This is a genomic window from Paenibacillus sp. JT22N1 (assembly GCF_059692155.1).
This window is the reverse complement of record NZ_JCAUAW010000006.1, coordinates 22823-48232: the sequence shown is the minus strand read 5'-3', so window position 1 is coordinate 48232 and position 25410 is coordinate 22823. Positions and strand designations below refer to the sequence as shown.

At 43.4% G+C, this 25410-nt stretch carries 17 protein-coding genes and 2 pseudogenes; all 19 read left to right on the top strand.

Annotated elements, in window-relative coordinates; translation table 11 throughout:
- Positions 1 to 81 precede the first annotated feature (81 nt).
- The 19 genes and pseudogenes from AC58UU_RS13380 (at position 82) to AC58UU_RS13290 (ending at position 25198) form a co-directional block, all read left to right on the top strand.
- Complete coding sequence (locus tag AC58UU_RS13380) at positions 82 to 1389, top strand: ABC transporter substrate-binding protein (protein ID WP_497316332.1); 1308 nt, start codon at positions 82 to 84, stop codon at positions 1387 to 1389.
- 68 nt (positions 1390 to 1457) lie between these two features.
- Positions 1458 to 5321, top strand: a complete 3864-nt coding sequence (locus tag AC58UU_RS13375; RefSeq protein WP_497316330.1) for a glycosyl hydrolase family 2 protein — start codon at positions 1458 to 1460, stop codon at positions 5319 to 5321.
- A 332-nt stretch (positions 5322 to 5653) separates the two neighbouring features.
- Complete coding sequence (locus AC58UU_RS13370; protein WP_497316328.1) at positions 5654 to 8044, top strand: hypothetical protein; 2391 nt, start codon at positions 5654 to 5656, stop codon at positions 8042 to 8044.
- Between the two features lie 58 nt (positions 8045 to 8102).
- Positions 8103 to 13019 (top strand): pectinesterase family protein, encoded by a 4917-nt coding sequence (locus tag AC58UU_RS13365; protein ID WP_497316326.1) that lies wholly within the window; start codon positions 8103 to 8105, stop codon positions 13017 to 13019.
- 37 nt (positions 13020 to 13056) lie between these two features.
- Positions 13057 to 14289: an OmpL47-type beta-barrel domain-containing protein gene (locus tag AC58UU_RS13360; RefSeq protein WP_497316324.1), complete on the top strand. Its 1233-nt coding sequence runs from the start codon at positions 13057 to 13059 to the stop codon at positions 14287 to 14289.
- A 235-nt stretch (positions 14290 to 14524) separates the two neighbouring features.
- Positions 14525 to 15313, top strand: coding sequence for a hypothetical protein (locus AC58UU_RS13355; protein ID WP_497316322.1), 789 nt, complete (start codon positions 14525 to 14527; stop codon positions 15311 to 15313).
- 173 nt (positions 15314 to 15486) lie between these two features.
- Positions 15487 to 15765, top strand: coding sequence for a hypothetical protein (locus AC58UU_RS13350; RefSeq protein WP_497316320.1), 279 nt, complete (start codon positions 15487 to 15489; stop codon positions 15763 to 15765).
- A 23-nt stretch (positions 15766 to 15788) separates the two neighbouring features.
- Positions 15789 to 15950, top strand: a pseudogene (locus tag AC58UU_RS13345) (hypothetical protein); the annotation flags it as partial.
- A gap of 238 nt (positions 15951 to 16188) precedes the next feature.
- Positions 16189 to 16668, top strand: coding sequence for a DUF6530 family protein (locus AC58UU_RS13340; RefSeq protein WP_497316318.1), 480 nt, complete (start codon positions 16189 to 16191; stop codon positions 16666 to 16668).
- A 24-nt stretch (positions 16669 to 16692) separates the two neighbouring features.
- Positions 16693 to 17799, top strand: a complete 1107-nt coding sequence (locus AC58UU_RS13335) for an AAA family ATPase (RefSeq protein ID WP_497316316.1) — start codon at positions 16693 to 16695, stop codon at positions 17797 to 17799.
- A gap of 143 nt (positions 17800 to 17942) precedes the next feature.
- The gene (locus AC58UU_RS13330) at positions 17943 to 18902 is read left to right on the top strand and encodes a vWA domain-containing protein (protein ID WP_497316314.1); all 960 of its coding nucleotides are present in this window, start codon (positions 17943 to 17945) and stop codon (positions 18900 to 18902) included.
- A gap of 40 nt (positions 18903 to 18942) precedes the next feature.
- On the top strand, positions 18943 to 19302 hold the full coding sequence (locus tag AC58UU_RS13325; protein ID WP_497316312.1) for a GIY-YIG nuclease family protein: 360 nt from the start codon (positions 18943 to 18945) through the stop codon (positions 19300 to 19302).
- A gap of 157 nt (positions 19303 to 19459) precedes the next feature.
- Entirely contained in the window at positions 19460 to 21223 is a 1764-nt protein-coding gene (locus AC58UU_RS13320; protein WP_497316310.1) for a 5'-nucleotidase C-terminal domain-containing protein, read from the top strand.
- 207 nt (positions 21224 to 21430) lie between these two features.
- Positions 21431 to 22084, top strand: a complete 654-nt coding sequence (locus AC58UU_RS13315) for a TetR/AcrR family transcriptional regulator (protein ID WP_497316308.1) — start codon at positions 21431 to 21433, stop codon at positions 22082 to 22084.
- Positions 22085 to 22105: 21 nt separating this feature from the next.
- The gene (locus tag AC58UU_RS13310; protein ID WP_497316306.1) at positions 22106 to 22471 is read left to right on the top strand and encodes a DUF4180 domain-containing protein; all 366 of its coding nucleotides are present in this window, start codon (positions 22106 to 22108) and stop codon (positions 22469 to 22471) included.
- A gap of 63 nt (positions 22472 to 22534) precedes the next feature.
- Entirely contained in the window at positions 22535 to 23179 is a 645-nt protein-coding gene (locus tag AC58UU_RS13305) for a formylglycine-generating enzyme family protein (protein WP_497316810.1), read from the top strand.
- Positions 23180 to 23235: 56 nt separating this feature from the next.
- Positions 23236 to 23370 (top strand): annotated as a pseudogene (locus AC58UU_RS13300) (DUF255 domain-containing protein); the annotation flags it as partial.
- Positions 23371 to 23594: 224 nt separating this feature from the next.
- Positions 23595 to 24224, top strand: coding sequence for a TetR/AcrR family transcriptional regulator (locus AC58UU_RS13295; RefSeq protein WP_497316304.1), 630 nt, complete (start codon positions 23595 to 23597; stop codon positions 24222 to 24224).
- Positions 24221 to 25198 (top strand): alpha/beta hydrolase, encoded by a 978-nt coding sequence (locus AC58UU_RS13290; RefSeq protein ID WP_497316302.1) that lies wholly within the window; start codon positions 24221 to 24223, stop codon positions 25196 to 25198. The genes AC58UU_RS13295 and AC58UU_RS13290 overlap by 4 nt, the downstream gene beginning before the upstream one ends.
- Positions 25199 to 25410: the final 212 nt, after the last annotated feature.

Genomic DNA, 25410 nt, shown 5'->3' with positions numbered 1-25410 from the left:
CCAATGAAAGCGTTACAATTTCGTATTAAAGTAAGATTAAATAAAATGATTAAGCAAAACCCTAAGGAGGTTCAAAGTAGAATGAAAAAGTATCTTAAATCAACCTTGTTGATTGCGACGGCAATCACCGTCATTGCCGGCTGTGAATCAACACCTGCAGCACAAAGTCCAGCAGTTGAAAAATCAACAAAAACGCCGGATAACGAATTGTTCATTTATACGGTGTACCCTGCCTTTTACGCGAAAGAAGAAAATTACGAAAAGCAAATCGGGCAATACCTAAAGAAAAAGTTCCCTGATATCTCCTTTAAACATGTGCATTGGGATAATCCAGGTCGACAGTACAAGGATCTGATAGCGGCCGGTACGATCCCCGATATCATCATCGAGAATTCGAGCGGCAACTTTGAAAAGAGTATTATTAAGAACGATCTCCAATACGATATGACCGAATTGATCAAAAAATATAATTTCGATACCAGCAAATTAAATCCAGCAGCCATGGCAAAGATGAAAAATAAAACTCCGGAAGGGAAAATTTATGGATTACCTTACCAATTAAGCGATTTCGTTCTTTTCTACAACAAGGATATTTTTGATAAATTCGGAGTCGATTATCCCAAAGACGGCATGACTTACGATGAAGCTTACGAATTGGCCAAAAAGTTGACTCGTGTTGAAGGAGAAAATACGTATAAGGGCTACCAGCAGCATCCCGGTTTGTATATGACTTATAATCAACTCGGGCTATCACCGTTCAGTTTGACAGAGGACAAGGCTGTGTTGGCAACGGACGGATGGAAGAAGGAAGTTGACAACCTAAGACGTTTCTTTGAGATACCGGCTAATCAATTTACATCTGTGGACGATTTCCCTAAAGGGAAGATGGCGATGAGTGTCCATGTTTCAGAGAAAATCGTTCAATGGTATGAGCAAAATAAAAACCTGAATTTCGATATCGCCGCCATGCCTTCCTTCGCCGATGCTCCTAATACGAAAGCGCAACCGAATATGTATGCGGCTTTTATTACGAAGCAATCTACAAAGAAGGATCAAGCGTTTCAAGTTATTCAATACATGCTTTCCGAAGAGATGCAAGTCAATTTAGCCAAAGAAGGTATTATCGGCTCGCTGCAGACACCTGCGGTTCAAGAGGCGTTTGGGAAAAACCTGCCGCAAATGCAGGGTAAGCACGTTCAGTCGATATTCTACGGCCAAAATGCGATGCCTCCGGCTGCTCGTGCTACAGGCTTAACCTATATTGATGTGCCGCTCCATAATGTGTTCTCTCCTTTGATTTTTGGAGAATCCAAAGATTCGATGACCGCGCTGCGGATGATCGAAGAACAATCGACCAAAGGTATTGAAACAGAGAAAGCCGCCAAATAACTTTTTTCGTCGAAACTCCAGTTTGAGGACTGGAGTTTTTTCTCGAAGTTGGAAAGGAAGAGGAGTAAATGAACTTATTCCAATTGCAAAAAAAATTTGCTCAAGCGGATCCGCGTTTCGGACCGGTCCCCTTTTGGTGGTGGAGTGCTGAAGAGGTAACGGCGGAACGTATTCGCTGGCAAATGAAAAAGTTTCGCGACGGAGGGCTGCGCAACATCGGCATTATTAATTTGGCCCCTACAGGACCGCAGTACGGTTCCGTGAGCGATCTTCCCGTGTTTGTAAGCGAAGATTGGTGGTGCATGTTTGAAGTTGCTTTGCGTGAAGCGGAGCGATTAGGCATGTATCTTTGGTTTTATGACCAAATTGGCTTTTCCGGCTCCAACATGCCGTCTCGTATTGTTACAGAGAATCCGGAAATGGCCGGGTATCAATTACGCCGGTTCATGCATGGAGAGGAGTTGCCAAAGTCCTCGGAAGTCCTTTATGAAACAAACGATTATGTGTATGCTGCGGTACGTCAGGGCTTCAATTGGCTCGACCCTAAGGCAACGGGACAATTGATTGACCGGATTCACGGTGAAATGGAACGCCGCTTCCCTCATGATCTCGGCAAGACGATTGCTGGAAGCTTCCAGGACGAACTTCCACCGCTTCCTCTGTGGACACCTGAATTGACAGCTCGTTATAAAGAAAGGTTTAAGGAGGAGCTAACGCCACTTCTACCCGCCTTGTACGATCCGCTTCCTGGCTCCGAACAAGTACGTCGCCGTGTATATCGACTTGCTGCTGAGCTTGCGGAACAATCGTTCTTTATTCCACTCGGTGAATGGCACCGACAGCGCGGAATGCTCATTTGCTGCGATCAGGCCGGACCAGCGAGAAGAGCGGATCCTAACGGGGCGCAGCGGCTTTATTTGGATTATTTTCGGACACATCGATGGTATAACGCATCGGGAAGCGACATGGATGGCGAGATTAAGCCACATTCGTCCATGGCGCATTTACACGGCGGTTCGCGCGTGTTCTTAGAAGCATTCCATTCCAGTGGTTGGGGCGGGACATTGGAGGAAACGATGCATTGGTTGATCCCCTGGTTTCAAGCGGGAACAACCCTATATAGTCCCCATGCCGTTTACTATAGCACCCGTGGCGGTTGGTGGGAGTGGGCTCCGCCCGATACGGGATGGCGCCAGCCTTATTTCGAGCATTATCCGGTCTTTGCCGACACGATTAGCCGTGTTTGTTATTTATTGAGTGAGGGTACGCACGTTTGCGACGTTGCTGTCCATTACCCGTCTTATGCCGTATGCGGATATTTATCTTTGGCGGATGGGAAAACAAATGAACATCCGATGGGGGTATCGAATCGTGAGCCGAACGAGCAAGTAGCCCATATCCAAAACGTATATAGGAAAATAACAGGCAGTTGGAGCCGGAAAGATCACAAGCAGCCTGGTGCATTAAGGAAAGCGCAGCTAGATTTCGATATTGCAGACGATAGTGCTTTGCAAAAAGCAACGTCAGAAAAGGGCAAACTTAAAATCGCGGATGAGAGGTTTTCCGTTTTACTTTTGTGCGGAACAACCGTTATGGATGAGGAAGCACGCACACGAACCGAAGCTTGGTTGAAAGAAGGCGGTTTTGTAATTGCTATCGATGTACCGGAAGATGAGCAGGATTTGGCTGGGGCTGTATATGTCGATACAGCAGAGGATGCTGTAGCACTCGTGGAATCCCGTATTCCGAAAAGAGTGGAGGGACCAGGTGAATCCTTGCATCGCAAAATCGAGGATGCCGACATCTTCTTGCTGCTTCCAGAGAACGGAGCTTTGTTAAGCACGCATCAACCTGCGTGTCCGGATACCGTTTTACCGGGTTCTGCTGTTTACCGATTAAGAACAGATCGTGAGCCTCAGATTTGGGATCCGGTCAACGGATCTATGGAGCCGATTCCGTATAAACGCGAAGGCGAATGGATTGAATTGCAAGTTCCATTCACATCCTGGCCTGCTGCGTTGATTCTATGCGCTGAGCCGAATGCAACCATTGCGACATTGGAAAATAATCATGAAGACTTCCCAATTCGTCCCTTTCCAGCCCAAATCGGTCAATTGGAAGCGAGTGGGAAAAGGCTGGAGTTGGCATCCAGCGATTGGCGCATCCGAGTGGAGCCCACTTTGGACAACCGGTATGGGGACTTTGATTTGCATGGCGAACATAACGGCTTTCTACCGATCGAACGTCGCATGATGCGTGTGCGCTTAGAGAGGGAAGAGACGGAGGGAGAGAAGGCTGGCTGGCATAAACCCGGTTTGGATGAATCCAATTGGCTAACGAGATTGTGGAGCGAATCCGCTTATTGGCATGTTTGCCATGGAGAAGAGTTCGGCGAATTGCATGCTGTTCAAAAAGTGTATAGCAACGTGTTTGGAGATCTTACCATGCGTTCTTGGGCGGGCCGGATGGGTCGTGTTCCTCGTCGATTTCTCAATCTTGGTGAATTGAAAAAAAGAGAGTTCGTTTGGGCAAAAACATTTGTGATCGCTCCTTCGGGTGGACGCTACTGGATCCGGTCGGAAAGTAACTCCAACATCACTGGACGTATCAATGGCAAGGAGATTGCATGGAGCGGGGGACCCGAAGAGCAAACGGCATGGATCGAGTTGCAAGAAGGGAGCAATGAACTGCTATTGAGGGCTCAAGCTATCGGAAACGGGGTCATAAGGGCAGGCATTGAAGTGAATATGATCGCGCGTTTGCCACTTCCGAAATGGCTATTTACCCAGCATCCTAATTTGCAATCCAGCTTGAAGAAACAAATTGAAAGCAGAGTCGATCACCCATTCCAGCGGGTTCGAATCGTATTTGCCGCTCGCGGGAGAGCCATACTTTATGTGAACGGTGTCAATGTGACAGAACATGGGGATTTCAACCCTTATATCCGACAAGGCCAGGAAGAAATAGATGTTACGGCTCTATGGCAATACGGCATGAATGAAGTCAGGGTTGCTTTACCCGAAGGGAAAGGCGAAGTGTTTGTAGACGGAGTCATTGAACTGCAGAATGGTGAATCCGTTACTTTCTCTACTTGTGAAAATTGGTCCGATGAACAAGGGAATGCTCCGGGTATCCATCATTTCTCCGTTCTCCAATTTGCGGAAACGGAGTCGTTATGGATTTCCGCTAGGCCGCATCCGCTTTCGATGGTGGGCTGGCTTATGCCTGAATCTGTTCCTGAGCCGAAGCCGCTCTCTTTCTCTGCTGATCCCACCTGCAATGGAAGACCCGTTTGGCTGCGCTTTCCGCTGCCCGTAGGAGCGAAGAGAATGCGTATCGAAAGTGCAGGGGAGATGCGCGTTTGGGTTAATGGCTCAGAAGTCGCAGCAAATGGCGGCAATGTGGAGTTTGAGCCACAGCTAGCTGGAGCCTTAGCGGCCGTAAGAATAACACCTTGTGGACCGATTACGGAAGCGGCTGTTCTTCTTGCGCCAATTCGCTTCGAGACGATACCGGTACTAGGTTCGTTAGGCGATTGGCGGACCTCTCTTTGTTTGCCCCATCATAGTGGCGCGGTGGAGTACGAAACTGTTTTTGAGACTTCATCTCACGTTGGTGCCGAACTTGAATTGGGGCACGTCAGGGGGACCGCGGAAGTGTGGGTAGACGGTATGCCTTTAGGAGTGAGGCTTTGGAGACCGTATCGGTTCACGCTGCCCAAATTGCCCGAAGGCAAGCATCGGCTTCGGATCCGGGTGACTAACACGCTCGGCACACACTACGAAATCGGCAAGCCAACAAGTCTGGTGGGAGGAAATCCTGACGTAACCTATTGGAGCCGAGACCGAAAAGAGGATGAGCTTGGTTGGCAGGAATGGTTCCCCACCGGCGGTCTATATGGACCTGTCGTGATCGTTACAGATGAGGTTTAAGCAAGATTTTAAAGGTTATTCGAGCCTAAATGGACAAGAACGGTAAAAGCCGGTATTTCATAATCTAAGAAATACCGGTTTTGTTCTATTTTAAAAAACAGATGGATTAAACAACCTATAATCATGGAACCTTTGCCCTATGATGCTGCACTTATTATATTATACATTTTAGTGAAAGCATCGAGATATCGGATATGTGAACCAAAGATTCACAAGTAAATGCAAGCGTTATCAAAAACTATATTGGGAAGGGGGGGATCATTGAATTTTCTATTAGATCATTGGAAGGTTAGGCAAAAAACTCACTATATTGCATCTGGAGGTGTATAAATTTGCGTATTCAAATTCAACGAATACTATGCTTCGCGTTGTTGTTTAATGTTCTGCTAGGAGTCGAAATGCTGGGGCAACCTGCTCCTGCAGCTGCCGCAGATTCAATTGTCGAACCAACCACTTTGCTGGACAAAGATTTTTCAAGTGCGGTTGAGGGACAGTCGGCCTCCCAGCTTGGTTTTGATTATTCCACGATTCCATCAGGTGCCACGAGCAGCGCAGTAGTTGAGGTTGATCCAGTAACTAAACAAAACGCGCTGCATCTTACTGTAAGCGGTGCAGGTACCAGCCAGTTTATGATCAATAAAACCTTCAGCGAGACAAAAACCGGTACAGTTACAGCAGAGATAACTTTTATGCAGCCTGGTACTTCCAAAGCCAAGGACCAGATTATTTACCTCACGAATGCCGCAGGCACCAAATCGCTAGTTATTGCGGGCTTGGATTCTTCGAAAGGTGTGGTTTATTGGCCTGATACAGCGCCAGTCGATCTCAAAACACCTTATCAATTGAACAAATGGCACACAATAAAAGTTGAACTTAATACACTGACGAAGAGATTTAACATGTGGTTTGACGGTACGCTTATCTCTGCTAGAAAAAATATAAACGATGCCATTGATGTGAAAAAGATATCGATCGGCACTCCAGCGGGCAATGGCGAGCTTTATGTCCGCAGCATAAAAGTTACGCATACGCCTCCGAATTATCAACCAGCAAAGCCTAAAATCGCTTATTGGGTTGGGCGAGATAAATCGATCGCGTTGTGGATAGAACCGGATGCCTGGGCTTCCAAGTATAGTATTAAAATAAAGGAGAAAGCGGAAGATCTTTGGTATACTACAGCCACATACACATCTATTCCTACATCTATTCCGCCATATGCGTCTCCTTCGGCCAGCAAAGTTTGGGACCCTGTGACCAATACGGCTGTTGCTTTAACGAATGGCAAGACGTACATAGTAGGCGTTGCCGTAATTACCAGGGATGAAACAGCAAAAATAGATTATGAGGGTGAAATTGCAGAATTTACTGCCACCCCCTATGCGGTTACGCCGATCGAAACTCCCGACACCAACGTGATCGGAACCGTTACAGCATACAACAATTATAATGCGAATAGATGGTCAATCAATTCTGGTTTACAGGTTGGTGACGAACCATTTGCAGACAGAACGTCTGCACTCAAGATATCCATTCTTCCAGAGAAGTATAGCAGCATGGACTGGATCAAAACGCATGCAGACACAATGAAATATACAGGAAGTACTACTGGCATGCAGATTGCTACCTTTCCGGTACGGGATAAGGCTTCGATTTATGTGGCAATGGATCAAAGGGAAACACCGCCTGGATGGCTTTCATCAGACTCGGGTTGGGCGGATACAGGTGATAGCATACAATTGGCCGACACGGCGCTTTCCTATACGTTCAAAATCTATCAAAAAGATATTGACTCTGGAGCGACGGTTACAATGGGCCTCAATAACGTAACCGATTATAATGCAGGCAAAAACGCTGGGTACTTCGTCATGGCTGAGCGGGTTCCGACTGGATTGAAAGCGGATTCATTCGTACCTTGGACGAATAAATCCAAGTACACATTGAAGGGTTCCTTAGATGAAACAAGTGTAACCTTGGCTGTCTATAACAATCAAACTCTTGTCTATGACAGCATGATTGAGCAAAATCAATTTTTTGTGGATGTCGAGTTAACTCCTGGCGTAAATAACATTGAATTAATAGCAAGAAGAGCTGGCAGCAATTACTCGGATAAAATCTCTGGCGTTGTTCATTTTGATCCAGTTGCACCCGTACTTCATATGACTGTACCACCAACTTCCGTGAAAGACTTTCTTTACAACGTACAAGGAACTGTAGATGAGGAATCAAAAGTAACGATCAAGAACAACGGCGTATCGGTTGCAGATTCCGTGTACACAACAAGTAACGTTCCATTCTCTTATCCCGTGCAGTTGTCAGAAGGAATGAACCAAATTGAGATTTCCGCAATTGACGCTGCAGGTAACGCGAGTATGAAAAGCTTTTCGATCGATTACACGTTCTGGGCAGGAAAGCCGAATTTTTACAATTTAAACGAAACTGAAATGACTACGTTAGTATCATCAACGGATATGATTGCACAGAAGCAAATAACAAATACAACACCGAATGCAAAGCCAATTACGCTGTTTGTTGTGTTGTTTGATGCGAACATGAAAATGGTTGATTATTCGACACTTATTGAAGAATTTGCCCCTGGAGAAACAAAAACGTTGAGCACTGGATTTCTGCTGCCTGCACAAATGAACGGCTATCATGTAAAAGCGTTTATTTGGGACAGTTTGGACGGAATGAAGCCTCTATCCGAGGAATCGATTATTGAGTAGCTAATGGCGCTTTGCGGTGAAGAAAGTTTTCTTACGAAAACTCTAAGGAGGTTAACACATGAAGAAAGCCCTAAGCATAGGGATGTGTCTTTTGCTAGGATTAAGCGTATTTCCGCTAACTATGAATGCTGAAGCTTCAACGATGACGACTACGGCGCAGTCAACATCTGTACTCACGAATCCGACAGGATTGACAGCAATTTCGGGCGATAATCTGGTGACTTTATCCTGGAATTCAGTATCGGGTGCCGTAATGTACAAGGTGAAACGAAGCGCAATAAACGGCGGACCATATGAAACGATCACAAGCAATATTTCGGATATATCATATACGGATACATCGGCTTTGAATGGAACTTTTTACTACTACGTGGTGACAGCTGTCGGCTCAACAATGGAGAGCATGATATCGAATCAGGCTAAAGCTGCTCCTTATACCCCGATTTCGGGGGCTCCTGCGGTTCCTGTTGATTTCTCGGCCACAGCAAATGACGGAAGCGTAGAATTATCATGGACGGCAGTTCCTGGAGCAGCTTCTTATTCTTTAAAAAGAGGTGATACAAGTGGCGGACCGTATACGGCCGTTGGCAGTGGTCTGACTTCAACGACTTACAAGGATACTACGGTTACAAATGGGAAGCAGTACTATTATGTCGTCTCCGCTGTAAATTCTAGCGGTGAAAGCCAACATACAGATGAGCTTATTGTCACACCTGCTAGGGTTGTTACTGTAGCACAGGATGGAAGCGGCGATTTCACAAACGTGACTAATGCTCTCGCAACCATTCCTGCTAACAATAATGTCCGTACGGTCATTTATTTGAAAAAGGGTACATATCGAGAAAGATCTATCGTAACCGCTCCTTATGTAAGCCTTGTGGGTGCTGGACGGGATGATACGAAAATCGTTTACGACCTTTCAAACACTGATATGCCTAACCAAGCTGTAAATGGCGCAACCGTAGCTGTAAGTGGAGATTATTTTACTGCAGCTAATCTGACGATTGAAAATGACTCCAAGCCAAGCGACGGTCAGGCTCTAGCCTTGTCAGTTAACGCAGACCAAGCCGTGTTTGAGAATGTGAAGCTTGTCGGCTATCAAGATACGTTGTACGCGGGTATCCGAACGGCCAGTCCGCGACTCGGCCGACAGTATTATCGCAACAGTGTGATTATGGGCCGCACAGACTTTATTTATGGTCCGGCAAGTGCAGCCGTATTCGATCATGTTGATGCAGTCAGCTTAAATGCATCGGACTCAGGCGGTTATGTTACGGCGGCTGCAACAAAAAATGAAACTGATCCTGGCCTTGTGTTTATCAATTCAAGGCTCCTGAAAGACAGTACTACCAATGGTCTTCATTATTTGGGCAGGCCATGGCAGGATAAGCCGTCAACGCGTTACATCAATACCTGGATGGATAGTCATATACACCATGAAGGATGGACGACAATGCAAGTTCCGCCTTTCTTCTACGGAGAATATAACAGTACCGGTCCGGGTGCAAATCCGGATACGCGGGTCATGGGAACACAAATGACCGCTGAAGAGGCAAGTGCGTTAACAATTCCGCGCATGTTTGACGGATGGGATCCGAGTAAGTCGGTCATTATTCCAATGCTGTTCCCAAAACTTACTCCTGCTGTTTCTCCGGCGTTGCCAGACGGGCAAAATGGGGCTTATACCAAACCGGTGATGGTTTATATGGAAGTGGACGGGGCGCTTCCAGAGGACAATCGGGTTCAGTATAGGATAAATGGCGGAAATTGGGGTGCCTATACGGCTGAATTCGAGGTCGGCCAAACAGGTACGAACATGATCGACTATCGTTTTGTCGACAAAGCAGGCAATGCGAGCTCTGTAAAAACATTAACAATCAAAATTGATCCGACTGCCACAACAAGAGTTCCGGCTTTTCCGGGGGCTGAAGGAGCCGCTATGTATGCAAAAGGTGGCCGTGGGGGCCAGGTTTATGAAGTAACGAGCCTACAGGATTATGACCCTTCAAAGGGTGAAGCCGCTATTCCGGGTTCTTTAAGAGATGCCGTGAGCACGGGAAATCGGACGGTAGTGTTTAGAGTATCCGGTACGATTAACCTGAAGAGGGGACTGGATATTACTTCCGGGAACTTGACAATAGCAGGGCAAACTGCGCCCGGTGATGGTATTGCTGTTAGCGGGTATATGGTCAAGTTCGGAAATAACGACGTAGGAACAGATCTTATTATCCGATATATTCGTTTTAGAAATGGTATTAACGTGTTAAGCGATACGGCTGATATTTCGGGAAACAATATTATTGTTGATCACTGCTCATTCAGTTGGAGCTCGGACGAGACGTTCACGGTGAAAAATCGTAAAAACTTTACAGTCCAGTGGAGCATCATTAGTGACAGTCTGAATCAGTCGATTCACGGCAAAGGAGCGCACGGTTACGGGGGGATATGGGGTGGAACGAATGCGACCTATCACCATAATCTGATCGCCAATCATAACAGCAGAAACCCTCGTTTTGACCGACAAACAGATCCGGACAATTACCCGACCAAAATCGACTATCGCAATAACGTTGTTTATAACTGGGGTGCAAACTCAGCGTACGGCGGCGAGCAGGCAACGGGTATCAATATGATCAACAACTACTATAAGCCAGGTCCGAGTACATTTGGTAACGTGAAAAACCGGATTGTCGCGCCGTCCAGCGCAATATTCAGCGGCACTTGGTATATCGAAGGTAACTATATGGAAGGATCACCTGATGTTTCTGCAGATAACTGGGTTACAAACAGCAATGGGTCATGGAAAGCAATCAGTCCTGAAGGACCTTTAGTTCGCAAGTATGAGCCTATGGTTATTCCAGACGCATCGGACCCTATCGGCGGTTCCGTTACTACGGATACGGCGCAAGTCTCCTATGAGAAAGTGCTGCAGAGTGCAGGCGCCTCTTTGCCTAAAAGAGATTCTTTGGATGCTAGGATTATGAATGATGTCAGAAATGGTTCCGGGAGAATTACCAATTCGATCCAGAGCGACGGAGGATTGCCCGAATTAAATTCCGCACCTGCACCTCAGGACAACGATCACGACGGAATCGCGGATTCTTGGGAGACAGAAAATGGCCTCAATCCGAGTGTTGGTACGGACCGAGCAGCGATCGCAAGCAACGGTTACACGAACTTGGAAAATTATATAAATTCTCTGGTTGTTTTGGTTTCTGAAAATCCAACTATTACGACATCGAGTCCTAATCACCAAACATCGTTTCAAGTTGGAACTCCCATCACAATCGCTGCTGAAGCAGCGGATAAGGAGGGAATTGCTAAGGTTAAGTTTTATTCCAGTGATCAAGAGCTTGGTGAGGACAATTCGGCACCGTATTCTTTCACTTGGGAAAATGCGCCGGAGGGCGAGCATTATATTTACACAAAGGCGATAGACAACGCAGGATATATGACTTTGTCCGCCGTAAGCATTATTTATGTGAACGGGCCTAACAACACAGCCCCTTTGATATCACAAGATATTGGCCAAGTAGCGATTGCTGGCAGCGCTAGTTTGGAAGGAACGACTTATACGGTAAAAGGATCCGGAGAGATGAGAAGTGGCACGGATTCATTCCACTATGTGTACCAGCCAGTTCAAGGGAACTTTGAGATGCTCGCCTATGTAAACTTTGATTCTGAGATTGATGATACCGCTAAAGCCGGATTGATGATTCGCAACAGCCTTGCAGCCGATTCTCCCGCTTCAGCTATCGTATTAACACCGGAACCGAACGAAACCATCGATACGAGCGGAAGAAAAGCTCTCTTTATGAACCGGAGCACAGCGGGTGGAAGCTACAGCACAAATGGTGTAACATCAAGCACACTTAAAGCGCCTTTCTGGTTGAAAATCGTAAGAAATGAAAATGTTGTTTCCGGATTTGTTTCTACGGACAAAAATAGCTGGGCGCTGGTCGACTCTGCAAATGTTAATTTGCCAGATCAAGTCTATGTCGGTATGGCTGTTGATGCAGGTAAAGCGACAAGCAACTCTGATTATTTAACGGCTGCCACATTTTCTAATGTGAGTTTTAACCGATCTGCAGGATTTACCGTAAGCAATCCAGTTAGCGAAACAGTAAACATTCCTATTTATTCCGTAAAAGGAAAAATGATTGATAGTGCTAAATTGACGGTTGCAAATAATGGAACAGCTGTTATCAACGCCGTACATACAGAAGCTGGATCGGAATTTGAGCATCAAATTCAGCTTGTCGAAGGAATAAACACGATCACAGTCTCTGCGAAGAGTGATACTCTTGGCGATGTGATTAATACCAAAACAATCACGGTAACTTACAACAAATCTGCGGTTGTCATTACACCTTCAAGTGAAATACCTGCAATTGTAAACGCCGCCTCCTTTAACTTATCGGCTAGCGTGAGCCGAAACTCGAGTGTGACGGTAAAAATAAACGGAAATACGGTGCTAGATAAAGCTAATAAGTTGGCAAATGCCCCCTTTAACGTACCGTTAAGCTTGCAGGAAGGTCCTAACGAAATCGTCATTTATGCTGTTGATGAGTACGGTATTGATTCAACAAATACGTATTCAATAACCTATGTTCAAGATTGGGGCAGCGGACTGTTTGCTTTTTCAGGGTTGATCTTTAGCGATTTGAGCGGAAACGAACTTTCAGGCTTAATCGGTTCACAGGATACAATGGTGACTGCGACCGTTCATAACAACTCCGAAGTCGCTCAAAGCGGTGTATTCGTAATCGCACTTTATGACCAACAAGACCGGAAGGTAAAATATTCCTTTGTCACTCAAACGGTTCCTGGCAAAGGGGATAAACAAATCAAGGCGGTTGTGAATGTGCCAAAGGATGTCGCCGAATACAAAGTGAAGGCGTTTGCGCTTAAAAAAATGTCCGATCATACGCCGATTTCCAACACGATCATTAGTCCCAAAGCAGAGAGACTTTGAGCTGCGCTCAAAGAACCCTATATTAGGAGGAATACGATTGAAAAGATGGTCAATAATCATACTATCGCTCCTATTGTGCTTCGGTACGATGGCTCCGCTCGCGATGGCTTCATCTTTAACAGTAAGCGCATCGTTTGATAACATCACCCGAATCGCAACGATTTCAGGCCATTTAGGTTCAGAGGAAGGGCAGATCGTTAGCGTTCAAGTAAGAAGCCCTTTGAATCAATTGGATTATTTGAACCAAAGTAGGAGTGGTCCAGGTGGAGCTTTTCAGTTTACTTATAAGACCAGCCAAGAAGTTCCGGGAACGTATCAAGTAACTGTCGGTGGCCAAAATGCCGACGCGATTGCCACTGCCACATTTAATGTTCAACCTGTCATCGCGGAGCTTGAGGCAAAAGTGATACCTGAGCAACCTGATGGACAAAACGGGTGGTATACGCATCCGGTTAACGTTACCATCGAAGCTGCGAACGAAATACCCGAAGAAAACAAGATCGAATACCGTATTAATCAAGGGGCTTGGATAACATACAGTTCGGCGATTAATGTTAATACGGATGGTACTCATACTGTTGAATACCGCAAAGTTGATGAGGAAGGAACTCCTGGTAAAGTAAAGTCAACTATCATTAAATTAGACACACAGGCACCGGTTACTACCGCTGCTACAAGTCCAATTGACGGAAAGAACGGCTGGTATATCTCGAATCCGATGGTAACGCTTGCGGCAACTGATAACACATCAGTCACCCAAACGGTATATCGAATCGACGGCTCTAGCTGGTCTACTTATTCTCAGCCGGTTACATGGTCCGTTTACGGCGTCCATTCTCTTGAATACAAGAGTATCGATCAAGCTGGAAATGAAGAAGCTGTAAAATCGATATCACTGAAGGTCGATAAGGCAGCACCAACGCTAAATATCTCATTGGATAAGTCCACTTTATGGCCTGCGAATAAAAAGCTAGTTACAGTTACCGCTAATGTTTACGCATTAGATGATTTATCCCAAATCGACACCATTGTGCTGACTTCTATTACAAGCAACGAGAAGGTAGAGTCAGACGATATTCAAGATGCGTACTATGGCATGTTGGATACGTCCTTTAAGCTTCGCGCTGAAAGAACAGGTAATGGTTCGGGACGGGTATATACCATAACGTATACGGCTACAGATGTAGCGGGGAATAAAGCTATTGCAACGGCAACTGTTAAGGTGCCTCACGACCAAGGCCATAACAATAACGAAGAAGGAACCGATTAACGGGGGGATGAAGCGCATGCCGTGAAAGAAGCTTGACATTACTCGATATGGTGCTATACCTAATGAGATCCGCGCCTAGCGCGGGTTTTTTTTATGATTTATGTTCTTAAACGACGAATATTAACACTCTATATAAACATTCTTTTTTTACTAATTAGCAGTGCAGTTCAATACGTGTGTTAAGGTATCAATAATTTGGGAATAATGTTTTGAAAGTGCAGATAAGGGTGAGACATTGGATAATTTCACAAACACTAATAAAAATCGACGTTACAAAGCTCATGTAAGTATCTTCGGGACTACACAACTACATTTAAAAAGTCCTTACATTGTTGCTTTTTGGTCTGTGGCTTTCCCTGGATTCGGGCACTTGCTTTTATCCAAATATATTCGAGGAATGCTCTTGTTTTTATGGGAACTATTTATTAATCAAATAACACATTTAAATTTAGCTATGGTTTATTCGTTTATGGGGGATATTGAATCAGCAAAAGCAGTTCTAGATGTAAAGATGATGCATTTATATATTCCTGTTTATATTTTTGCTATCTGGGACAGTTATCGCTCAACGGTAGATTTAAATAAAATTTGTCTTCTTGCTGAAAGAGAAAACGCTCCATTTAGTACATTTAGTATTGGTGCACTAGAAATCAATTACCTTGATAAAAAGAACCCTTTACTCGCTTTTTTATGCTCACTTACAATACCCAGTGTGGGACAATTATATATCAATAGATTCGTCCTTGGTTTCTTCAATCTCGTGATGACCGTAATCATTGTTTTTTATTCACATTTTCTTGAAGCATTTCATTATTTGCTCTTAGGGAATATTTCGAAATCCACAAGCGTATTAAATGCACAATGGCTTTTATATTTGCCAACTTTTTATTTTTTTACAATTTATGATGCTTTTACAAACGCAGTAGAAAACAACAAATTATTCGAACAAGAACAAAAGAATTACTTGAAGAAAAATTATCAACCATCAGGTTTTATGATAGTGAAAGGAAATAAGGTGAAATAAGTGCAAATTTATTCCACATTTGAACATTCAGTTACATTGAATTAGCTATAACAAAATTAGAGGAAAAAGGTATTAAAGATATTTTTGCCGTTCCGTTAGATAATCGCTCGGTAGAACGTAAATTATTTGATACCATCCATCAGTCTGACGGAGTTTCTTTTATTGGAAAAGGAATGGGACTTGCGGTCATATTTTCAGTAATAGGTGCCAGCAGAGGGTTTGTTCTTGAGTGGGGGCCTATTTATTGGGGATTGATTGGAGCGGTCTCAGGATTTGTCCTTGGTGTTTTGATTGATTTATACATATACAAATTTTATAAAAGGAAGAAAAGAGTGTTAAAAGGGAAAAACTCAGAAGTAATCCTGATTATCAACTGTGATGAGAGTCAGGGAGAATTAGTTGAAGGAGTTCTTTGGGAGCACTTAGCTTTAGGATTAGCAAAAATAAAATAATCCAATGAAATTATGCACCGACAGGTGGAGTTACTCCCCAGAATGTGCATGAATGGATGCAAGCCGGATGTGTAGCGGTTGGTGTAGGAAGCTACATAACGAAGGCGGCAAAAAAAGATGGCGATTACGGGAAAGTCACAGCTGCAGCGAAAGAGTTTCTTAAAGCGGTTGAGTTATCAAAATGAGTTTGATTTTATTCCGTACAGTCAGTAGAAGGGGCTGTCCCAAAAATCGTGAATCAAGACTAAAGAAGCCTGTACACAATCATGTGTACCGGTTTCTTTTTGTGTTTGAGCTAGTTTTGGTTAAATAACCGGATTGACAGATGATGAAATGACGGGTAATATGAAATCAATATTTAGTAAATTAGTAATTTAGTAAATAAGTAAATTAGTAATTCATAAAATGGAGAGTGTGGAAAAAATGAAAATACCAACGACTTTAAAACATAAGCCAGTTATCGTTTCAGAAAATTATGAGCAGGTTGACGGCCGATACGCCCAAAATACGGATGCTAAAGGTCTATCCCTGGGATTGGCCCAGTGGAATGATAGGGGGAAGGTTGATATCTCGGCAAAAGTATGGAGATACACAGGGGAAAAATGGTCCCGTCAATCCGAAGAGCTTCCTATGCACCGCGTACTTGACCTTGCCATTTTAATTTGCAGAAGCAGCTTGCATTTTCAGGATGCCTATCGTTTCCCAAAACTGTATGACCCTGATAACACGACGATTGACCGTATTGGGCTGCAAGGGGATGCTATGACTGTATCCGTATGTGCAGAAAATCCCATGATTGATAATGATATTAAACTGTTTGCTCAGGCTCTTAATGATGATGGCGAAATGATTGGAGAACGCCTTCGTGTCTTATCCAGTCTTCTGAAAGAAATGGGGTATTAACCAATTTAGGAAAGGTGAAAAGGTATGAAAAATCAAGAAGAATATAAATTGTCACCTACAAGACAACTAACGGATATAGAAAGAGAACTTATTTGGAAAAAGCCGTTATCGCATAAAGTAAGTGAAGAAGAACTGCGTATTTGCAAAGAAATAAAGCGCAACTGGCATCGCGGGGAAATGAAAATCGCCAATATTTTGTTAGAAGGTGACGCTGGTTCCGGTAAAACACAACTTGCCAAAGCATTGTCGGCGGAATTCGGGCTGCCCTATACGAAAGTGACCTGTTTTGCCGATATGGATAAATCAGATATCATTGGCGCTATTTTGCCGGTGATTTCATCAGAGCGATTAGAACAGATGGAGCCTGCGGAGCAAACCGTTTTGAAAGTTTTATATGAGAGCGATGGCTTTCAAAGTACAAATGAAATATTGATAAACGTGCTGGGGATTACACAGGAACAGGCTGCCTTAAAGATGAAGCAATTACTGAAGATGGTTACGCAAAATACCGAAGACGAAGTGGTTGAGTATCGATTTTACCCCTCCGAAATCGTCAGAGCCTATCAAAAAGGCTATCTTCTGGAAATCCAAGAGCCAACCGTTATCCGGGATGCCGCGGTGCTAATGGCACTCAACTCTGCCTTAGAGCTGGATGGCAGCATTAACCTTCCCACAGAAATCATTCGCAGGCACCCAGATTTCATAGCAGTCATCACAACAAACCGAAGTTATGCAGGGACTAGACCGCTAAATGAAGCACTGCGTGACAGAGTTCAGCATACGGAAAAGATGGACCTGCCAACCAAAGAAATCATGATTGAACGGGCAATGGCCAAAACCGATTATAGGGATCAAGAGGTATTGGACGTTTTAGCGGATATCATTATTATCTTGGACAAAACAGCACGTGCCAATGCAATTAAAGGCGTGGCGGGTATGCGTTCATTTTTCTATTGGGCGGACGCGGTTGCCGTAGGTGCCTCAGCAAAAGAATCCCTTTATCATAAAGTCATCTATAAGATAACAACCGATTCCGAAGAAATCAAACTATTGGAAGAAGCACTAAAAAGTTATGGTTTGTTAGCCGGCTTAGATCAAGTTGAGATTGAATTAAAAAAAAAAGAATTTTAGATGAGGTAGAGATAAGAACATGGGGAAATATCGACGACTCTGATTTTGACTACGACAACAAGGTAGAGGAGAAGGGAATCGCATTAAAAAAATCTGCGGATAGTGATGAAAGTACATCCGATGTTTCTGATGATTCTTCCGATATGGAAAGTTCAGATATGGGGGAAGAGGGTACTCCCAAATATCATCAGGCAAATCCTGAAACAATGTCAGACGAAGCGAAACAAAAAGATCGAGATTTCCGTAAAAAGCTGAATCGCGACGCAAGGGAGGTTGTGTCCGATTCTATTCATAAAAAGGTTAAACTCATAGTTCACCGTCCGGATTACGGTATTGAATCTGAGCAGGAATATATCAGTCTAAGCAAAGAACTCATGCCTGTCGTAAGGGAGATTGCCAGAAAGACACTTCCGCTGTTGGAACATGAGTCTTCTTCAGAATTTGCAAGAAATCAATATTATGGTAGCAAATTTCAAGCGGATAGCGTTGCTTATCGAGATTTCAGATATTTTGCTAAAAAACGTCCTCCAACAGAATCCCCTTCCCTTGTGGTCGGTCTAAGAGTTGATGAGTCAGCATCGATGTCAGCTTTTGGAAGATTAGAAGCTGCAAAACGTGCAGTGATAGCCGTATATGAATTTTGTCAAATTTGTCATATTCCTACATTGATCTACGGAGATACAGCGGATGCTTCCAAACAGGAGCAAATGTCGATTTATGCTTATACCGATTTTGATAAAACAGATCCCAATGATCGATTCAGACTAATGGGGATTCGTGCCAGAAGTAATAACCGCGATGGGATGGCACTTAGAATTATGGCTGACCGAATAGCTGTTGCACCTGGGCAGACAAAATTATTGATCAGTATAAGTGATGGGCAACCCAAAGCCATGGATGATTATACCGGAAACTATGCAATTAAAGACATGCAGATGACCATAGCCGAATATGAACGGAAAGGAATTACATTTCTTGCAGCCGCAATAGGCCAGGACAAGGATGTGATTAATCAAATCTATGGGAATGAGAAGTTTTTGGATATAACAAATCTAACAGAGTTTCCTGCTAAGTTGGTTCGGATTATCGCTCGGTATTTGTGATTGTTGTAATCATTTACAGGACAAGAAAGGAGAAAAAGGCATGGACAAGAACAAGCGCAAGGAACTTCAGGAAGAATACAAGCAGATTAAGACCTACATGGGTGCCATACAAATAACAAACAAGACCAATGGCAAAATTTACGTAGATAGCTTTCCCAACCTGAAAAACAAATGGATGACCTTACAGATGCAATTGGACATGGGAAGATTCGCAAATGCCCATTTGCAAAAAGATTGGAAGGAACTGGGGGCCGAAACTTTCACCTATGAGGTGCTAGAAGAGAAGGAAGCTGATGGAGTTAATGACGTGCGCTGGGAGCTTAAGCAAATGGAAAAGCGGTGGCTGGAGAAATTACAGCCATACGGAGACAGAGGATATAATAAGGCGCCATCCTCATAGATTCTAATTTGATAATCAGACATCCGGCAGCTAAATGATTAGGATTACATCGATTTTAAAAATTTACAAAACCTTTACCTGCAGTAAAATCGCCACGAATATAATTTCCATATAATGTAGTTGGACAAGATCAACTATTATGGAGGCGAAACCGTACATGAGAAAAACAAAGCTATGGATGGCAAGTGCACTCGCCATGTTTGTGACCGTTTCCTCGGTTTACACAGTAGGTGCAGCTGAGCCGGGTACTCCGTCTGTACCTGCAAATGGAACAACGAATACAGCAGCAACCAACAGTACGAAAAAAATTACTCTCTTTCACACCAATGACACGCATTCCCGAATTGAAGCTACGGCAGAAGGAATAGGTTTTGCAAAAATGAGGGCGTTGATTAAGAATTACAAGGAATCGACTCCAAATTCTCTCATTCTTGATGCGGGAGATACGTTCCACGGTCAGCCGATCGCTAATCTGGTGCGAGGGGAGAGCATTGTGGATATTATGAACGCGGTAGGCTATAACGCTATGGCGGCTGGGAATCATGATTTCAACTACGGTTATCAGCGTCTAATCGAGCTATCCAAGCGGGCCAAATTCCCCGTTCTAAGCGCTAATACGAAAAAAACCGACGGATCACGAATCCTAGAGCCTTATGTCATTAAAGAAGTGGATGGCATTAAACTTGGTATATTCGGTTTGACTACGCCGGAGACTGCCTATAAAACTCACCCAAACAATGTCGAGGGGCTTACTTTCACAGATCCAGCTGAAGAAGCCAAGAAAATTGTTTCCGAGCTCAAAGGTAAAGTAGATGCCATCATTGCCTTAACCCATCTCGGCATCGACGAGTCCAGCATTGATACAAGCAAAAAGGTAGCAGCTGCGGTTCCAGAAATTGATGTCATCATCGACGGACACAGCCATACGACGCTTAACACAGGTCTGCTGGTTGGGAATGTGCTAATTGCGCAAACGGGAGAGTATCTCAAAAACCTGGGCCGCGTAGATTTGACATTTGAGAACGGCAAATTGACTGGTAAAACTTCGAGCCTGATTACTAAGAAAACAGCCGATGAAGATAAAACCCCAGGAGACCAAGCCGTACTCGACATTATTGTCAATGTGAAAAAAGAACAAGATAAGGTGCTACAGGAAATTGTCGGTTCTTCGAAGGTTGATTTAGTCGGAGAACGAGAAGTCGTGCGCAAAGGTGAGTCCAATTTGGGCAATTTAATTGCGGACGCCATGCTCAGCGAAACAGGCGCCGATGTATCCATCACGAACGGAGGCGGTATCCGCGCTTCGATCAAAGCGGGTTCAATTACTAAGGGGCAGATAGTAACCGTATTGCCATTCGGTAACTATATCCAAACGAAGAAAGTGAAGGGCTCCGACATTAAAGCAGCGTTAGAACTAGGTCTCTCTGCTTATCCGGAGTCATTGGGAGGCTTCCCACATGTTGGCGGTATGACCATATCGTTTGATCCATCCCAGCCAAAAGGAAACCGTGTGACGTCGATTCACGTAAAAGGGTATCCGATTGATCTGGGTGCATCCTATTTGCTTGCAACGAACGACTTTATGGCAGCAGGCGGAGACCAATACACGATGTTCAAGGCTTATCCTCTTGAAAATGATTTCGCATCCTTGGAAGAAGCATTAATCACATATATGCGTAAAAGCGGAGCGGTAGAGGCTAAAGTCGAAGGTCGTATTAGCGCTAAGACGGTAAAGACGACTCCTACTCCTTCACAGGAACCGGCTCCTGGAGCAGCCAGCAATATCTATGTTGTTAAACCCGGTGATTCACTATGGAAAATCAGCAGGTCTTATCAAACAACATGGCAAATTCTTCAGCAGTTGAACAAATTTATAAACCCTAATCTCATTTACCCTGGTCAAGAGATTAAGGTACCTTAGAGCAGGGTAGTTCAAGATTCCCTCATCATAAGAAAGCATCATCTTATAAAGTCACCTTCGGGTGGCTTTTTATATTGTGCAGCTGATTTACTCCCTTTTCTATCCTATTAGTCGAATCCTGGTTTGACATAAAGGAATATTATGTATATATTTTATTTATTCCGACTGTACGGTATAAAAAAACTCGGATGAACGAGGAGGAGAAAAATGCCTAAAGTAGGAATGGAGCCAAAGCGTCGAGCAGACGTCATTAACGCCACACTAAATTGTATCAGCAGACACGGGATTGATGGCATGACTCTGGATAAGGTTGCTGAGTATGCGGACTGCTCAAAAGGCGTTGTCACTTATTATTTTAAGAATAAAGATAACTTAATCATAGAAGCTTTCAAGTCGTTCTTAGCCTATTATGATTTAAAGATCCAATCAGAAATTCAGAAAACAATGAAAGCTGAGGAAATGATCGATGTCACGCTGAAGCACATCCTCCCGCCATATAGCGATGATAGGCAAAAGACGATCAATGTTTCGGAACTTGATGGGATTGAGAGGATGTTTATCCCGCATGAAGATCAAGCCAAGCTTTTTCTTCAGTTCTTCTCCAAAGCTGTATTGGATCGTAATTTACAGGAGGTAGTATCCAAGAGCTATTTGGAAGATCTTCACGGCATTGCGAGGATCTTTGATTACGGTAACATGTCAGGGCAAATGAGGGTGGACGATTCCAAAAGCGCCGCTTACGGCCTTCTGGCGATGGTGGTTGGACTAAGCTTCTTTAGAGTAGCGAATATTCCTCCATTGAATAATGAGGATAATCGATATATCTGTGAGGATTATGTCAGCAGATTAATTAAAGGTTGAACAATGGATGGAGGACGAAAAATGAAATTAATTACAATCAAAAAGAACGATGTAGAAATTGCTGTCGTTGAAAGCAACGAAATATTGATAACTGATGTTCAGTCAGCTTTAGATCTAATGGCAACTGTTCAATACGAAGCAGGATGTGATCGTATAATCTTAAATAGATCGGTAATATGTGAGGACTTTTTCGATTTGAAAACACGGCTTGCAGGAGAAATATTACAAAAATTTATAAATTATCGGAAAAAAATTGCAATCGTTGGTGATTTTTCTGTGTTTTCAAGTCAAAGCTTGAAGGATTTCATCTATGAGTGTAACAAAGGAAAGGATATCTTTTTCTTGTCAAATGAACAACAAGCTATTGATAAATTGAGCAGCGTTTAACACAAGATAGGCTAGGAGGAAGATGGAGTGCCAAATGGATTACAGAGTCTTGTTGATTATCCGATGGTAAAAGTTCCTGGTGGAGAAATAGATTTAAGGGACGATCGAACAACATCTAAATGGAAGGTTGACATACAACCGTTTCTTCTTGCTCGGTATCCTGTCACTAAGGAACTTTATTTTGCCATTTCACAGAAATCATCTATTTCATATAACGGAGATCAAAATCCGGTTGTGAATATTTCATGGAACGATGCCATATCTTTTTGTAATCTACTTTCTCAGAAAGTTGGTTTGAAGGAGTGCTATTTGATAAGTGATGATGGTGAAAATATTATCTGTGATTGGGAATCAGATGGCTATCGCCTCCCTACTGAAGCGGAATGGCAGTACGCATGTAAAGCAGGAACTATAGGGTATAGATACGGAGAGCTTGAAAAGATTGCCTGGTATAATGAAAATTCAGCTGGCATGACCCATGAAGTAGGAAGAAAAGAACCGAATGCATGGGGGCTATATGATATGTTAGGGAATGTTTGGGAGTGGTGTTGGGATTTATACGATCAGAACGTATACGGCTCCTATCGAATTTTTCGCGGTGGCAGCTGGGCTGAAGAGGCCAGAGGTTGTGGGGCAACGTGTCGTCGTCGCAGTCACCCGACATTTACCATTGATGATCTTGGATTTCGGCTTGCCAGGTCTATATAAGTGGTATTTTCAAGCTCATCAAAACTTATGTCAAGAGACATGGGTTTTTCTTTTTATTGTTAGCCAAGGAAAAGTCGCCGTATTTGCTGCAACATGCGTACAATCCGGTAGATTGGTTCCCTTGGTCGGAGGAGGCTTTTGAAATTGCAAAACGTAACAATAAGTCCGTCTTTTTATCTATTGGGTATAGCTGACGTTTGTTAGATTATAGGGTAGTCGTACAAAGTAATATAAAAAAACAAGCCGGAGCGCATGTTGGGCAGCGCTCTGGCTTGTCTTTATTTGTGAAGTTTCATCCTACTCATGAGTAAGATGAATTTACTCTTGCTATAATTTGTAATTAGAGATATATTATTAATTAATTGATTGATCATTTAATTAATAAAAAATTCAGTTTAAAGGGAGGGGAATATATTTGGCAAGACCAATCAATGAAGAAAAAAGATTGAAGCGGCGAAGTCGTATCCTAAAAGAAGCTGTTGTCCTGTTCGCGGAAAGTGGATATTCTAATACCACAACGGCTCTCATTGCGCAGAGTGTGGGAGTGTCTCCTGGAACCATATTTCAATATTTCCCTAGCAAAGAAGCTTTATTCAACGCCGCTGTCCTTGAGCCGCTTGCTGATATTCAGGTGAAATCGCTTGCTTGTCTAAAAGAAGAGGGAACGCCGGGCGTATTAATTAAGAACATGGTAGAAGAACAATTCAATCATATCTATTGCTATACAAATGAATTGCGGCTTGTTCAATATGTCTTAGGACAACGGATAAGATTTCCTGAACTTACACAGATGGTCCTTGAAAGTACAAAAGTAATGACAGATACTATCGAATGCGTCTATGCCAAGGGACAGTTAATGGGAGAATTCAACAAAAACTTTTCTCCGGCAATGATCTCTCGTGCCTACATCTCTTTCTTAAACGGAGTAGGTTTAACTCTAGGAGAAAGTATTATTCATCACCCCGAGTGGGAAAGCTTGAAGGGGCATGCCTTTTATTTGTTCGCACCCATACAACATAAAGAAAAACAGGAGGAATTTGAATGAGTCAAACATCATTACAACCAAATCTGACATCTAACATTCGTTTGAAAAAATGGCGGAAGATCTTATTGAGTCTAGGGATCGTGCTTTTGCTTGTGATGGCTCTTGTATTTTTTATATCTTATAAAGTAATAGACACCTTGTTGCACCATCCTAGAGACACTAATGTCAGCTACGAATTGAATATCGATAAAACTCCCTACGAAGAGGTCGAGTTCAAGAGTTTGAAAAATGATAATACGATTAGAGGTTCCTTCTTTCCTGCAAGTGGTCTTTCTGGTAAAGCAAGTAATAAGACGATTATTGTCGTCCATGGATATACGAGCAATCGTTTAGTCAAAGGGCGGACCCCAAAGTTAGTAGAGCATTTCGTTCCGAAAGGCTACAATGTATTGGCATTTGACCTCAGCTCGCAAGGTAAATCCGATGGTAATTTGATTACACTGGGCCTCAATGAAAAATACGATTTGCTAGGAGCTGTAAGCTATTTAAAATCCAGAGACCATACGGGTGATAACATTGGAGTTATCGGCTTTTCAATGGGTGCTGCTACTTCTTTGCTAGCCGCAAGTGAAAGTGATGACATCAAAGCCGTAATTGCGGATAGTCCTTTTCGTAATGCTGGTCTATTTCTGAGAGAGGGTTTGCCCTTCTTTTCAGGTTTACCTGCGTTTCCATTTAGTTATACATCGATATGGGTGGGTAAATGGGTCATTAAGGTTGATCTTGATTCCATATCTCCTATGGATGCAGTAAAGAAGATGAAAGACAAGCCAGTTATGCTGATTCATGGAACTGGAGATCAGCAAATTAGTTATAAAAATACAGAAGCAATTTTTGAGTCATTAAAAGATGACCCATATGCAGAAGCATGGTACCCGCATAATACGGAGCATATCGATGCCATCAATCATTACCCAACTGAATATTTCCAAAGAGTAGATCGCTTTATGGATAAGTATATAGGAAAAGAGTAGAAACGACATGAAAGCCGGTGTTCCTTATAATAGGGAAAAACCGGCTTTTCTGCTGTCACTTGACAAAATGATTTAGTAATTCGCTTAGAGTAATTTCATCATTTATATAAGAGGATTTAGCATCACTAGGCTAAAGGAGGAAGATGGAGTGTCAAATGTATTATCCGGTTGTGAATATATCATGGAACGATGCCATTTCTTTTTGTTGTAAG